The sequence below is a fragment of the Arthrobacter sp. NPDC057259 genome (assembly GCF_042668995.1).
Lineage (GTDB): Bacteria > Actinomycetota > Actinomycetes > Actinomycetales > Micrococcaceae > Arthrobacter.
This window is the reverse complement of sequence record NZ_JBHUYA010000002.1, coordinates 356,051-369,267: the sequence shown is the minus strand read 5'-3', so window position 1 is coordinate 369,267 and position 13,217 is coordinate 356,051. Positions and strand designations below refer to the sequence as shown.

Annotated in this window: 12 protein-coding genes; 10 read left to right on the top strand and 2 right to left on the bottom strand. The window is 69.9% G+C overall.

Annotated elements, in window-relative coordinates:
- The first annotated feature begins 253 nt into the window (after positions 1 to 253).
- The 6 genes from ACFUCU_RS05600 to ACFUCU_RS05575 all read left to right on the top strand — a co-directional run bounded on the left by ACFUCU_RS05600 (position 254) and on the right by ACFUCU_RS05575 (position 5,281).
- On the top strand, positions 254 to 1,072 hold the full coding sequence (locus ACFUCU_RS05600) for a DeoR/GlpR family DNA-binding transcription regulator (RefSeq protein WP_377971233.1): 819 nt from the start codon (positions 254 to 256) through the stop codon (positions 1,070 to 1,072).
- On the top strand, positions 1,069 to 2,055 hold the full coding sequence (locus ACFUCU_RS05595) for a 1-phosphofructokinase family hexose kinase (RefSeq protein ID WP_290256949.1): 987 nt from the start codon (positions 1,069 to 1,071) through the stop codon (positions 2,053 to 2,055). The genes ACFUCU_RS05600 and ACFUCU_RS05595 overlap by 4 nt, the downstream gene beginning before the upstream one ends.
- Positions 2,056 to 2,057: 2 nt before the next feature.
- Positions 2,058 to 4,100 (top strand): fructose-specific PTS transporter subunit EIIC, encoded by a 2,043-nt coding sequence (locus ACFUCU_RS05590; protein ID WP_377971230.1) that lies wholly within the window; start codon positions 2,058 to 2,060, stop codon positions 4,098 to 4,100.
- Between the two features lie 46 nt (positions 4,101 to 4,146).
- Positions 4,147 to 4,425, top strand: coding sequence for an HPr family phosphocarrier protein (locus ACFUCU_RS05585; protein WP_290256951.1), 279 nt, complete (start codon positions 4,147 to 4,149; stop codon positions 4,423 to 4,425).
- A gap of 112 nt (positions 4,426 to 4,537) precedes the next feature.
- Positions 4,538 to 4,843 (top strand): hypothetical protein, encoded by a 306-nt coding sequence (locus ACFUCU_RS05580; RefSeq protein WP_290256952.1) that lies wholly within the window; start codon positions 4,538 to 4,540, stop codon positions 4,841 to 4,843.
- A gap of 150 nt (positions 4,844 to 4,993) precedes the next feature.
- Positions 4,994 to 5,281 (top strand): Rho termination factor N-terminal domain-containing protein, encoded by a 288-nt coding sequence (locus ACFUCU_RS05575; RefSeq protein ID WP_377971229.1) that lies wholly within the window; start codon positions 4,994 to 4,996, stop codon positions 5,279 to 5,281.
- 36 nt (positions 5,282 to 5,317) lie between these two features.
- On the opposite strand, the gene ACFUCU_RS05570 is transcribed toward ACFUCU_RS05575, so the two are convergent.
- Complete coding sequence (locus tag ACFUCU_RS05570) at positions 5,318 to 6,424, bottom strand: Ku protein (protein ID WP_377971227.1); 1,107 nt, start codon at positions 6,422 to 6,424, stop codon at positions 5,318 to 5,320.
- A 40-nt stretch (positions 6,425 to 6,464) separates the two neighbouring features.
- Here ACFUCU_RS05570 and ACFUCU_RS05565 point away from each other — a divergent pair, with 40 nt between their 5' ends.
- Together ACFUCU_RS05565 and ACFUCU_RS05560 are read left to right on the top strand one after the other, a co-directional pair.
- Positions 6,465 to 8,984, top strand: coding sequence for an ATP-dependent DNA ligase (locus ACFUCU_RS05565; protein ID WP_377971226.1), 2,520 nt, complete (start codon positions 6,465 to 6,467; stop codon positions 8,982 to 8,984).
- 86 nt (positions 8,985 to 9,070) lie between these two features.
- Positions 9,071 to 10,372, top strand: coding sequence for an amidohydrolase (locus tag ACFUCU_RS05560; protein WP_377971224.1), 1,302 nt, complete (start codon positions 9,071 to 9,073; stop codon positions 10,370 to 10,372).
- Positions 10,373 to 10,407: 35 nt separating this feature from the next.
- Here the strand turns inward: ACFUCU_RS05560 and ACFUCU_RS05555 are convergent, their stop codons facing one another.
- Positions 10,408 to 10,665: a hypothetical protein gene (locus tag ACFUCU_RS05555; RefSeq protein ID WP_290256956.1), complete on the bottom strand. Its 258-nt coding sequence runs from the start codon at positions 10,663 to 10,665 to the stop codon at positions 10,408 to 10,410.
- Between the two features lie 79 nt (positions 10,666 to 10,744).
- Here ACFUCU_RS05555 and ACFUCU_RS05550 point away from each other — a divergent pair, with 79 nt between their 5' ends.
- Complete coding sequence (locus ACFUCU_RS05550) at positions 10,745 to 11,236, top strand: GNAT family N-acetyltransferase (RefSeq protein ID WP_377971221.1); 492 nt, start codon at positions 10,745 to 10,747, stop codon at positions 11,234 to 11,236.
- Between the two features lie 257 nt (positions 11,237 to 11,493).
- The gene (locus ACFUCU_RS05545) at positions 11,494 to 13,077 is read left to right on the top strand and encodes an MFS transporter (RefSeq protein WP_377971219.1); all 1,584 of its coding nucleotides are present in this window, start codon (positions 11,494 to 11,496) and stop codon (positions 13,075 to 13,077) included.
- Positions 13,078 to 13,217: the final 140 nt, after the last annotated feature.

Sequence of the window (13,217 nt, the reverse complement as noted above, 5' to 3'; positions counted from 1 at the left end):
ATAACACCGCCCGGATGCCGGGCCGGACCCCACAGGTCCGGCCCGGCATCCGGCATTTAAGCAGCATCCGCCCCACCCCTCCGGGCCCCGCCACCGAAACCCCCACACCAACGTTCTTTGTTCGTGTGGTTTTTCGTTGACAAAGCCACATGATCAAAGATAAAGTCAATCAATTCCACTTCGATGTGACAGCGGTCACCGAAGTCGGGGCCAGCAGGATCCGCAGCCACGTCAACGCCGCAATGGAGGGCAAGTGTTCGCCGAGGAACGCCAGCAACTGATCGTTGAGCTAGTGGCCGCCAGCGGCCGGGCCAGCGTGACGGACCTCGCCGAGCGCTTCAGCATCACCACCGAAACCGTGCGCCGGGACCTGGCCGCCCTCGAGGCCGCCGGCAGCGTCCGCCGGGTCCACGGCGGCGCCGTCTCCCCTGAACGGATCAGCACCACCGAGGAGAGCATCCTCGAACGCACGGTCCTGCGACCCTCGGAGAAGACCCGGATCGCCGCGGCGGCCCTGGCCCTGATCCCCGAGGACCGCTCCGGCAGCATCCTGATCGACGCCGGCTCCACCACCGAGGCCCTGGCCGGCATGCTGGCCGCCCGCTCGGCGGCAGGCACCACCGGAACCGGCGCCGGCAGCAATGGTGCCGACGCCGAACTCGTCGTCATCACCCACGCCCTGCCGATCGCGGCCAGGCTCTCCGGCGAGACCGGCATCGCCCTGCACCTGCTCGGCGGCAAGGTCCGCGGCCTGACCCAGGCCGCCGTCGGCCAGTCCACCGTGGAGGCCGCCGGCCGGATCCGGCCGGACATCGCCTTCATCGGCACCAACGGCATCTCCGCGGCCTTCGGGCTGAGTACTCCCGATCCTGAAGAAGCAGCCGTCAAGGCCGCCTTCGTCCGCTCGGCACGCCGCATCGTGGTGCTGGCCGACTCCTCCAAGCTGGACGCGGAAACGCTGGTCCAGTTCGCCTCCCTGAAAGATCTGGACACCGTGATCACCAACTCGAATCCCAGTCCGGCCCTCGCGGCCGCGCTCTCGGACGCCGGAGTGGAGGTGGTGGTCGCATGATCGTCACCCTCACCGCCAACCCCAGCCTGGACCGAACCGTCGCCCTCCCGGGTCCCCTGCAGCGCGGCGAAGTCCAGCGCGCCCTCTCCGTCCGGCAGGAATCCGGCGGCAAGGGCGTCAACGTCTCCCGGGCCCTTGTGGCCTCCGGGTTGAAGACCCTCGCCGTGCTCCCGGGCGCGGAGGCCGACCCGGTCCTGGCCGGGCTCCGGGATACCGAGGTGCCCTTCGCCGCCCTGCCGATCGGGGAGCCGCTGCGCAGCAACGTGGCCCTCACCGAACCCGGCGGCGTCACCACCAAGATCAACGAACCCGGCCCGGTGCTGAGCGCCGAACAGCAGGAGGCCCTGATCGGGCTGCTGCTGGACTCCGCCCGCGGCGCCAGCTGGGTGGTCCTGGCCGGCTCGCTCCCGCCCGGAGTTCCGGCCGATTTCTACGCCACCGTCACCCGGCGGCTGCGCTCCACCCACGACGGCTCCGAGGCACCCCTCATCGCCGTCGACTCCTCCGGCGAACCCCTCGCCGCAGCGGTCTCCGGCGACCCCCTCGGCATGCCGGACCTGCTCAAGCCCAACGCCGAGGAACTGGCGGAACTGGCTGCAGCGGCCGGCTTCGCCACTGACAAGTCCGCCGAGGAGCTCGAGGCCGATCCGGAGGCAGCCGCCACGGCCGCCGCCGCCGTCGTCCGCTCCGGGGTGGGCGCCGTACTCGCCACACTCGGTTCCAAGGGTGCGGTTCTTGTGACGGCCGACGGCGCGTGGCTCGCCACGCACCCGCCGGTCACCGCGGTCAGCACGGTGGGCGCCGGCGATTCGTCGCTGGCCGGCTACCTGCTCGCCGCAAGCCAGGGCGCCGCCCCGGCTGATTGCCTTCGTCAGGCGGTGGCCCACGGTGCCGCCGCCGCCTCCCTGCCCGGCTCCCGAGTCCCGGCAGTGCACCAAACCACCCCCGATGCCGTAACCATCACGGCCCTGACAAAGGATTGACAGTGACCCAGCTCATCACTCCCGAACTGGTCGAGCTCGACCAGAATCTCGGCACTTCACCCGAGGACGTGATCCGGCACCTGGCAGGCAAGGTTGCAGCCAACGGACGCGCCACCGAGGTCGAGGGCCTCTTCGCCGACGCCTTCGCCCGTGAGTCCAAGACCGCCACCGGCGTGCCCGGCGGCATCGCCATCCCGCACTGCCGCTCGACGGCGGTCACGGAGGCCACGCTGGCCATGGCCCGCCTCTCCAACCCGGTCAACTTCGGCGCCAAGGACGGCCCCGCGGACCTGATCTTCTTCATCGCCGCCCCGGAAGGCGCCGACCAGGAGCACCTGAAGCTGCTCTCCAAGCTCGCCCGGTCCCTGATCAAAAAGGACTTCACCGCCGCCCTCCGCGCCGCGTCCAGCCAGGCCGAGGTCGTGGAGCTGGTCGAGGGTGCCCTGGCCGACAAGCCCGCCGCCCACGCGGCAACTCCCGGCGAACCGGCAGCCACCGGCGCCGCCGGCACCGCCGGTGCTGCGCGGGCCAAGCGCCTCGTCGCCGTCACCGCCTGCCCCACCGGCATCGCGCACACCTACATGGCCGCCGACTCCCTCGTCGCCGCGGCCAAGGAGGTCGGCGTCGACCTGCAGGTCGAGACGCAGGGTTCCTCGGGCGCCAAGGCGCTGGACCCGGCCGTGATCGCCGCCGCCGACGCGGTGATCTTCGCGGTCGACGTCGACGTCCGCGGCAAGGAGCGCTTCGCCGGCAAGCCCGTCATCAACGCCCCGGTCAAGCGCGGCATCGACGAGCCGGACAAGATGGTCCAGGAGGCCCTCGCCGCCGCGGACAACCCCAACGCCCGCCGCGTCCCGCACTTCGGCGCGGAGGAACAGGCCGAGCACGAGGCCGAGGAGCGCGGCGAGCACGTCGGCCAGAAGCTGAAGAAGGCCCTGCTCACCGGCGTCAGCTACATGATCCCGTTCGTCGCCGGCGGCGGCCTGCTGATCGCTCTCGGCTTCCTCATGGGCGGCTACCTGATCACGAAGTTCGCGGACAACATCGTCCTGCAGAACTCCCTCTTCAACCTGCCCACCCAGTACCCGGACAACGCCTGGGGCCCGCTCGGCGCCTACCTCGGTGCCGTCCTGTTCAAGATCGGCGCCCTCTCGCTGGGCTTCCTGGTCCCGGCGCTGGCCGGTTACATCGCTTACGCGATCGCCGACCGTCCGGGCATCGCCCCCGGCTTCGTCGCGGGCGCCGTCGCAGGCTTCATGGGCGCCGGCTTCCTCGGCGGCATCGTCGGCGGCCTGCTGGCCGGCTACATCGCCCTCGTCATCGGCCGCCTGCAGGTGGCCCGGTGGCTGCGCGGCCTGATGCCCGTGGTGATCATCCCGCTGGTGGCCTCGCTGGTGGCCTCCGGCCTGATGTTCGTCATCCTCGGCGGCCCGATCGTGGCCATCACCAACGGCCTGAACTCCTGGCTCTCCGGACTGACCGGCGCCGGCGCGATCGCCCTCGGCGTGATCCTCGGCCTGATGATGTGCTTCGACCTCGGTGGCCCGGTCAACAAGGTTGCCTACTCCTTCGCCGTCGCCGGCCTCGGCGCCGCCTCGATCGACAACCAGGCCCCGTGGCAGATCATGGCCGCCGTCATGGCATCCGGCATGGTTCCGCCGCTGGCCATGGCCCTGGCCTCGACCGTCCTGAACAAGAAGCTTTTCAGCCTGGCCGAGCAGGAAAACGGCAAGGCCGCCTGGCTGCTGGGTGCCTCGTTCATCTCCGAAGGCGCCATCCCGTTCGCCGCGGCCGACCCGCTGCGCGTCATCCCCGCCAGCATGCTCGGCGGCGCGGTGACAGGAGCCATCTCGATGGCGGCCGGCGTCGGATCCAAGGCCCCGCACGGCGGACTCTTCGTCTTCTTCGCCATCGACAACTTCCTGATGTTCGTCGTCGCGATCGCCGTCGGCACCGTGGTTACCGCCCTGTCGGTAATCGCGCTGAAGCGCTGGGCAGTCAAGAAGACCGTTGATACGGTGGAACCGGTCCCCGTCACCGTCTGAGCCGGTTCACCACAGACCTTTCCACGCTGAAAATCTAGGAGCAACAATGACCGAACGTAACGCCACCATCGCCAGCCGCGTGGGCCTGCACGCCCGCCCGGCCGCCATCTTCGCCGAGGCCGCGGGCGAGTTCGATCTGGACATCACCATCGCCCGGCTCGGCGAACCCGCGGACGAGGCCATGGACGCCGCCAGCATCCTCTCGCTGATGAGCCTGGGCGCCTCGCACGGCGAGGTTGTGGTGTTGCGTGCCGAGGGCGACGGCGCCGACGCCGCCCTCGACCGCCTGGTCCAGATCCTCGAAACGGACCACGACGCCGAGTAGTCACCGACGCCGGAAGGCCGCCGCCCCCTCCCCTCGCGGGACGGGGCGGCGGCCTTTCGCTTTAAGGCCCGGGCTTCCTTGGGATGCAAGGCGGCGGAGCTAGGCTGGGGCCATGACTTCGGGGGAATCTCATCCGGCCGGCTCGCGCTTTCGCTGGCAAGTGCTCCTAGTGCCGCTCCTTGGGATGGCAGCCATCGCCGCCGGGATTGCCGCACTCCAAGCACCGCGCCGGAGTGCCGGCTGGTTTGCCTATGCCCCGCTGGCCGACCAGTCATTCTTCTCGGACGACTTCATCCTGATGGACGACCTGGCCCGTGCGGGTTACCTGCTGGTGGGGGCAGGACTTCTCACACTGGCTTTCTGGCTCGGCTTCCGGCTGGGACGACGCCGCGCAGGTCACCACGGTTCCCGGATGTAGCGGCCCCACGGACGATTGGTCAGCATGCTGACGAAATGCTTGTGTTCGCTTCCGCCCGTGGTTAGCGTGGGCAGAAAGGGCGCAGGGGGCCGGCCGGCTCCGGCACCGCACGGATTCAGGACGGTTCAGGACCGATCAGGAGGGGTAGGCATGCCGACCAAGAAGGGCGCACCGCAAGGCTCCGAAAGCCCAAGCATCAAGGACCCCGAGATGTATGAGGCGCTCCTCGAGGACGGCGCCTCCAAGCAGAAGGCGGCACGGATCTCCAACGCCGCGGCCAAGCGCGGGCGTTCCAACGTGGGCAGCAAGGGCGGCCATTCGGGCGACTATGAGGACTGGACGGTCCCGGAACTGAAGAAGCGCGCCAAGGAAATCGGCCTGACCGGTTACTCGGCCAAGAAGAAGAGCGAGCTCATCTCCGCTCTGCGGAACTCCTAGGCGGTGTCGGCGCTGCCCCGGGCGGCCTCCCCCGGCTTAGGCGCCCTTCCGCGCCGCCGTCTTCGCGGTCCCGGACTTGGCGGCGCTGGTCTTAGCGGCGCCTGTCTTGGCTGCGGCAGTCTTGGTGCCGACAGACTTTGTTCCGGCCGACGTGCCGGCGGCCGACTTCGCGGTGCCCGTCTTCGCGGCCGCGGGTTTGGCTGCGCTGGTCTTGGCTGCGCTGGTCTTGGCGGTGCCGGATTTAGCGGTGCCGGTCTTGGCGGTGCCAGCCTTGGCGGCGGCAGTCTTCGTCGTGCCCGACGTGGCGCCCCCGGACCCGCCGGACGAGCCCTCGGAGGCTTCGCCGTCGGACCCGCCGCCGCGCTTGCGTTCGATGCTCCGCTTCAGGGCGTCCATCAGGTCGATCACCTCGCCGGTGCCCGCCTCCGCCGCCGGAGCGCCGAAGGTCTCCTCCGTGTCCAGCGAGTCGCCCTGCTCGATCTTGGCGTCGATCAGCTGCCGCAGCTGGAGCTGGTAGTCATCGGTGAACTGCGCCGGATCGAAGTCGGCCGCCATCGAATCGACCAGGGCAGCGGACATCTCCCGCTCCTGGGCGGAGATCCGGACGGTGGTCTCCAGGGCCGGGAAGTTGGCCTCGCGTACTTCGTCGGCCCAGAGCAGGCTCTGCAGGACCAGCACGTCGCCGCGGATCCGCAGGGCGCCCAGACGGGTCTTCTCCCGCAGCGCAAACTGGACCACCGCCACCCGGTCCGTGTCCTCGAGCGCCCGGCGCAGCAGCATGTATGCCTTCGGCGACTTGGCATCCGGCTCCAGGTAATAGCTCTTCTCGAACATCATCGGGTCCAGCTGGTCGGCAGGGACGAACTGCACCACCTCGATCTCGTGGCTGTTCTCCGCCGGAATGGACTTCAGTTCCTCGCGGCTGAGGATCACCGTCCGGCCATCGTCCTCGTACGCCTTGTCGATGTCCTCGTAGTCGATGACCTTGTTGCACACCTCGCAGCGGCGCTGGTAGCGGATCCTCCCGCCGTCGGCGTTGTGCACCTGGTGCAGGCTGATGTCGTGATCCTCGGTAGCGCTATAGACCTTGACGGGGACGTTGACCAGGCCGAACGCTATCGCGCCTTTCCAGATGGCTCTCATGGCTCAAGTGAACACCAGACCGGCACGGAGGTGAAGCCCCGTGGCTGAGGGCAAGGAACGGGTCCGGGTGGACGGCCGGGAGCTGGTGCTGACCAACCTGGACAAGGTGATGTACCCGGAGACCGGCACCACCAAGGCCGACGTGCTGGCGTACTACGCCGCCGTCGCACCCGTCCTGATCCCCGCCGCCGCGGACCGCCCGGCCACCCGCAAACGCTGGGTGCACGGCGTCGGCACCGCGGACGCGCCCGGGGAGATGTTCTTCCAGAAGAACCTGGACCATTCCACCCCCGGCTGGGTGCCTCGGGCGTCCATCACCCACAAGGACCGCATCGTCCAGTACCCCCTGGTCAACGATCCGGCCACCCTCACCTGGCTGGCCCAGATCGCCGCCCTCGAGATCCACGTGCCGCAGTGGCGGGTGGATTCCGGCGGCGATCCGCTGCCCCCGGACCGCCTGGTCCTCGACCTGGACCCGGGCGAGGGCGCGGGCCTGGCCGAATGTGTGGAAGTGGCCACCCTGGCCCGGGCCATCCTCCGGGACGTGGGCCTCGACCCCGTGCCCGTGACCAGCGGCAGCAAGGGCATCCACCTCTACGCCGCCCTGGACGGCACGCAGAGCTCGGACCAGATCGCCGACTTCGCCCACGAGCTGGCCCGGGCCCTCGAGGCCGACCACCCGGACCTGGCCGTGAGCGACATGAAGAAGACCCTCCGCACCGGCAAGGTCCTGGTCGACTGGAGCCAGAACAACGCGGCCAAGACCACGATCGTCCCGTACTCGCTGCGCGGCCGGCTCCGGCCCACCGTCGCCGCGCCCCGCACCTGGCGGGAGCTCGCGGCGCCGACCCTGCACCAGCTGGACTACCGCGAGGTGATGAAGCGGGTGGCCGCCGGCAAGGACCCGTTCGCCGTGATTTCCGGAAAGCACGACGGCGGCGCCCGTGTTGCTGCCCCGGGCGACGGCGGGGACACCGACCCGCGCCTGGAGAAGTACCGCACCAAGCGCGACGCCGCCGCCACCCCGGAGCCGTTCACCGCCGAGCGGCACCGCAACCGTGCCGCGGAGGGGACCCGCCGGGAGAGCTTCGTCATCCAGGAACACCACGCCAGCCGGCTGCACTACGACTTCCGGCTGGAGCGCGACGGCGTGCTGGTCTCCTGGGCGCTGCCCAAGGGAGTGCCCGTGTCCAAGGCCAAGAACCACCTGGCGGTGCAGACCGAGGACCACCCGATGGATTACGCGGGCTTCGAGGGGACCATCCCCAAGGGCCAGTACGGCGCCGGAACCGTCAGCATCTGGGACCGCGGAACCTACGAGTGCGAGAAGTGGATCGCCGGCAAGGAGGTCATCGCCACGCTCACCGGGCAGGACGGCGGCGGGCTGGGTGGGGCCCGGCGCTTCGCCCTCATCCACACCGGCCAGGCCAAGGACCAGTGGCTGATCCACCTGATGGACGAGGCCAAGGAACACCACGAGGATTCGAATGACGGCGACGGCCCCGGGCCGAACGGTGGCGGGCAGGGAGAGGGTGACGACGGCGGGGCGGGCGAAGACGGCGACAGCGGCACGTCGGAGGCCGACGCCCCGGACCCGGCCCAGCTCTCCCCCATGCTGGCCAGCCCGGGAAAGCGCGCGGACCTGACCGACAGTGACTGGCAGTTCGAACTGAAGTGGGACGGCGTCCGGGCCCTGGTGCTCGGCGACGCGCAGCGGATCCGCCTGATCAGCCGCAACGGGATCGACATGTCCGCCAGCTACCCCGAGCTGACGGACCGGTCCTGCTGGCCGCCGCAGGACTTCGCCGCCGACGGCGAGATCATCGCCGTCGGCCCGTCCGGGCGACCCGACTTCGGGCTGCTGCAGGGCCGGATGAAGCTGACCAAGGCCGGCGACGTGGCCAGGGCGCGGGCCGCCACCCCGGTGCGGCTGATGCTGTTCGACCTGCTCACCGACGGCGGCGAGGACCTGCGCCGCCGCCCCCTGACATCCCGGCGGAAACGGCTGGATGCCTTCTTCGCGGCCGTATCCCGGGGCGATTGCCCGGTGCAGCTCTCCGAGGTGATCTACGCCGACGTCGGGCATCTGCTTGAGAGCGCGCAGGAACTGGGCCTCGAGGGCATCATGGCCAAGCGCACGGGCGGCCGCTACGTCGGCCAGCGCAGCCGGTCCTGGCTGAAGCTGAAATTCGAGCGGACCCAGGAGGTGGTGGTGGGCGGCTGGCGGCCGGGCAACGGCGGCCGGAGCGACACCGTCGGGTCCCTCCTGGTGGGGATCCCCGACGGTTCGGGACTCCGCTACGTCGGCCGCGTGGGAACCGGCTTCAGCACCCGCGAGCTCGCCGAGATGCGCCGGACCCTTGACGCGATCCCGCGCAAGACGCCACCCTTCGACGAGGTGCCCGCCGCGGACGCCGCCGACGCGCACTGGGTCTCGGCCAAGCTGGTGGGCGAGGTGACGTTCGGCGAGTGGACGGCCACCGGGAAGCTCCGTCACCCCGTCTGGCGCGGCTGGAGGCTGGACAAAAATCCGGCCGACGTCGTCGTCGAATTCGGCTGACGAGGCCTGAAGCTTTCCAAACCTGCGGCTTTCCTAACCTGAAGCTTTCCAAACCTGAGCCATTCCAGCGATGAAGGGACCGGACCATGAGCGAGACCAGGCGCAACGACCACCAGGAAGCCCCGGAGTCCGCGGTCCCCGGAGCCCGGATCGCCGCCGGCGCGGCGGGGATCGCGGCATGGCAGGAGGAACTCTACAAAGACCTGCACCGGCACCCCGAACTGGGCCATCAGGAGGCCCGGACGGCATCCCTGGCGGCCGGCCTGCTGCGGGACTTCGGCTACGAGGTGCACGAGAACATCGGCACCACCGGGGTCGTCGGCATCCTGAGCAACGGCGACGGGCCCACCGTGCTGATGCGCGCCGACATGGACGCCCTCCCCATGGCGGAGGACACCGGGCTGCTCTATGCCAGCACGGACACCGCCGCGGACGGCCGCGGCGGCACCGTACCGGTGGCCCACGCCTGCGGCCACGACGTGCACGTCGCCTGCCTGCTCGGCGCCGCCCGCCTGATAGCGGAAGGCAAAGCCTCCTGGGCCGGCACCTACATCGCCCTGTTCCAGCCCGCGGAAGAGGTGGCGGACGGGGCGCGGCGGATGGTCGACGCCGGCTTGGCGGACCTGATTCCTCCGCCGGACGTGGCGCTGGCCCAGCATGTCCTGGCGTTCCCCGCCGGCCAGGTGCGGACCCGGCCGGGCGCGGTCCTCTCCAGCGCGGACAGCGTCAAAATCACGCTCCACGGGCGGGGCAGCCACGGTTCCATGCCCCAGCTCGCCGTGGACCCGGTAGTGCTGGCGGCATCGATTGCCCTGCGGCTGCAGACGGTCGTTTCCCGCGAGGTGGCACCCGGAGAGTTCGCCGTCCTGACCATCGGCCGTCTCAGCGCGGGAGCCAAGAGCAACATCATCGCCGACCGGGCAGAGCTGGAACTGAACATCCGCACCTTCAGCCCGGCCACCCGGGAGCAGATCATCGCCGCGGTCCGGCGGATCGTAACCGGCGAGTGCCTGGCCTCCGGGTCCCCGAAGGAGCCGGAGTTCGAGTTCTACGACCACTATCCGCTCACCAATAACGACGGCGGGGCCACGGCCCGGGTCGACGCCGCCTTCCGCCGGCACTTCGGCGCGCAGGCGTCCGGCCTGGACCGGCAATCCGCCAGCGAGGACTTCAGCGAGATACCCGACGCCCTGGGCACGCCCTACACCTACTGGGGCCTGGGCGGCAGCGACCCGGAAGCGTACGCGGCGGCGGAGTCTGCCGGGACGGTCACGCAGGACATCTCGGCCAACCACTCCCCGCACTTTGCGCCCGTCATTGACCCCACCCTGAGGACCGGAACGACGGCGGCCGTCGTCGCCGCGATGGCCTGGCTCGCCACGGATTAGGGACGGGCCAGCGGCGGCCGCAAACGAAACCCGGCCTAGTCGTGGTGCGGGATCTGCGGCCGGCTTTGGCGGTGCATGGCGGCGTCGGCCACCTGCTGGCCCTGCTGTGAGTGGACGGAGTCGCGGTCCCTGGGGTGGTGGTGCTTGCCGCTGCCGTCCGGCCACGGGTGGCCGTCCGCCGGCGACGGCGGGGCGGGCCGCTTGATCTCCGGGCCGGGGACCTTGTCCATGGACTCGGTGAGGTGTTGGGCGACCTCCGGCTCAAGCTGCTCTTTCGAGTGATGATCCGCCATGACTCTTCCTTTCCGCGATGAAATGAAGCGTCCCACCATGGTAGGTCTGCCGCCGTCGCCATGTCTCTAGGCTGGGGGCATGGAATACCACCTGCGGCAGGCCACGCCCGCCGACGCCGAAGCCCTGGTCGAGATGCACACGCTGGCCCATGAGGAGTGCTACTCCCACGTCCTCCCGGCGGAGTTCTTCGCCGCCCGCCGCGCCTCCTTGCCGGAGCGGACGGAAAGCCGGCGGCCCTCCCTGGTGGGCCCGTCCGCGCCGGTGATCGCCCTCGACGACGGCGGCCGGATCGTCGGGTTCGCCCACGGCGGCCCCGGACGGGACGAGGACCGGCCGGACCAACAAGAGCTCTACGCGATCTACACGCTGCGGGCCGCCTACGGTTCCGGCCTCGGCGCGGCCCTGCTGCACGCCGCCGTCGGCCCCGGCCCGGCCTACCTGTGGGTCCTCGAAGACAACCCCCGGGCGCGGGCCTTCTACGCCCGGCACGGCTTTACCCCGGACGGCACTCGGAAACTGCTCCCCACGGACTGGTTCGAGCTCCCCGAAATCAGGCTGGAACGGCGCTAAAACGCCCGAAATCCGGGCCTTCGGGGCGGTCGCGGCCCAATTGTTACCAAACTAATAAGCTCACTGCTTACTTCCCAGTGATGACGCGGAATATGCGGCCACGGCTCCGCGCCCGCCCCGGGCGTCCGGCTGCCGAAAAAGGGGCATCCTACGGCACAAAAATCGGAATGACTACGGAAATCCCGTAAAATTGAGAGCCTGCCCAGAGCGGGGCAGCTAGAAGTCGCAAGCAAATGACCTCCACAGGAGCCTCCCAAATGCCCAAAGACCGAAGCACGACCGACTCTTCCGCAGGCGTAGCCAACGCCACCGGAACCAACCCTGGCGCACCCGTCGCCGCCAAGAAGCCACGCCTCCGCCGCCGCCGGCTCCGCGAGTCCGACGTCAACGTCGTTGACCAGCCGATGCTGAAGAAGGCCCTCGGCGGAACCATCGTCGGCAACACCATGGAATGGTACGACGTCGGCGTGTTCGGCTACCTGATCACCACCATGGGCCCTGTCTTCCTGCCCGAGGCGGACAAGACCGTCCAAACCCTCTTCCTGCTCGGCACCTTCGCTGCCACGTTCATCGCCCGCCCCCTCGGCGGCGTCGTGTTCGGCTGGCTGGGCGACAAGGTGGGCCGCCAGAAGGTCCTGGCCGCCACCCTGCTGATCATGGCGGCGAGCACCTTCGCCGTCGGCCTGCTGCCGGGTTACGCACAGATCGGCATCTGGGCCGCCGTGCTGCTGGTGGTCTTCAAGCTCATCCAGGGCTTCTCCACCGGCGGCGAATACGCCGGCGCCACCACCTTCGTCAGCGAATACGCCCCGGACAAGCGCCGCGGCTTCTTCGCCAGCTTCCTGGACATGGGCAGCTACCTGGGCTTCGCCCTCGGTGCCGCGCTGGTGTCCGTCCTGCAGCTGACCCTGGGCCAGGACACCATGGAGCAGTGGGGCTGGCGCATCCCGTTCCTCGTGGCCGGCCCGCTCGGCGCCGTCGCCGTGTACTTCCGGAGCAAGATCGAGGAATCCCCGCAGTTCCAGGCCACCCTGGATGCCCAGGAGAACCTCTCCAAGGACGCCTCCGCCGCGGATGACGCCGCCTCCAAGGGCCCGGTGGGCATCGTGAAGGCCTACTGGCGCTCGATCATCACCGCCATGATCCTGGTGGCCGCGGCCAACACCGCCGGCTACGCCCTGACCTCCTACATGCCGACCTACCTCACCGAGTCCAAGGGCTACGACGAGGTGCACGGCACCCTGCTGACCATCCCCGTCCTGGTGGTCATGAGCCTCTGCATCCCGCTGACCGGCAAGCTCTCCGACCGGATCGGCCGCCGGCCCGTGCTCTGGATCGGTGCCATCAGCACCGTGGTCCTGGCCACCCCGGCATTCATGCTGATCGGCGTCGGCGAGATCTGGTCCACCCTGGCGGGCCTGGCGCTGATCGCGTTCCCCGTGACGTTCTACGTCGCCAACCTGGCCTCCGCCCTGCCGGCCCAGTTCCCGACGGCCAGCCGCTACGGCGCCATGGGCATCGCGTATAACTTCTCGGTGGCGATCTTCGGCGGCACCACGCCGTTCATCGTCGCGGCCCTGATCTCGGCCACCGGCAACGACATGATGCCGGCGTACTACCTGATGGCCACCTCGGCGATCGGCGCCGTCGCCATCTACTTCCTGCGCGAATCCGCCCAGATGCCGCTGCCCGGCTCCATGCCGAGCGTGGACACCCAGGCCGAGGCCCGGGAACTGGTCGCCACCCAGGACGAGAACCCGCTGATCGACCTGGAGCACATGGATATGCCCCTGGTTGCTACGGGCGACTCCGACGGCGGCAAGGTCGGCGCACCGGCCTAGCCACCCCGGCCCAGCGCCCCGCCCTCCGAGGCCCGTCGCGGCCCGTCCGTCCCCACCGGGGCGGCGGCCACGGCGGGCCTTTGGCGGCTCCCGGCCCGCTTCGATGCCGTCCCGGCCTCGACCCCCATCCGCTCTCCCCC

Bases quoted from the DNA above. Each gene is read 5' to 3' on its own strand.
- ACFUCU_RS05595 (WP_290256949.1), top strand. From the start codon at position 1,069: ATGATCGTCACCCTCACCGCCAACCCCAGCCTGGACCGAACCGTCGCC.
- ACFUCU_RS05585 (WP_290256951.1), top strand. From the start codon at position 4,147: ATGACCGAACGTAACGCCACCATCGCCAGCCGCGTGGGCCTGCACGCC.
- ACFUCU_RS05580 (WP_290256952.1), top strand. From the start codon at position 4,538: ATGACTTCGGGGGAATCTCATCCGGCCGGCTCGCGCTTTCGCTGGCAA.
- ACFUCU_RS05575 (WP_377971229.1), top strand. From the start codon at position 4,994: ATGCCGACCAAGAAGGGCGCACCGCAAGGCTCCGAAAGCCCAAGCATC.
- ACFUCU_RS05570 (WP_377971227.1), bottom strand. From the start codon at position 6,424: ATGAGAGCCATCTGGAAAGGCGCGATAGCGTTCGGCCTGGTCAACGTC.
- ACFUCU_RS05560 (WP_377971224.1), top strand. From the start codon at position 9,071: ATGAGCGAGACCAGGCGCAACGACCACCAGGAAGCCCCGGAGTCCGCG.
- ACFUCU_RS05555 (WP_290256956.1), bottom strand. From the start codon at position 10,665: ATGGCGGATCATCACTCGAAAGAGCAGCTTGAGCCGGAGGTCGCCCAA.
- ACFUCU_RS05550 (WP_377971221.1), top strand. From the start codon at position 10,745: ATGGAATACCACCTGCGGCAGGCCACGCCCGCCGACGCCGAAGCCCTG.
- ACFUCU_RS05545 (WP_377971219.1), top strand. From the start codon at position 11,494: ATGCCCAAAGACCGAAGCACGACCGACTCTTCCGCAGGCGTAGCCAAC.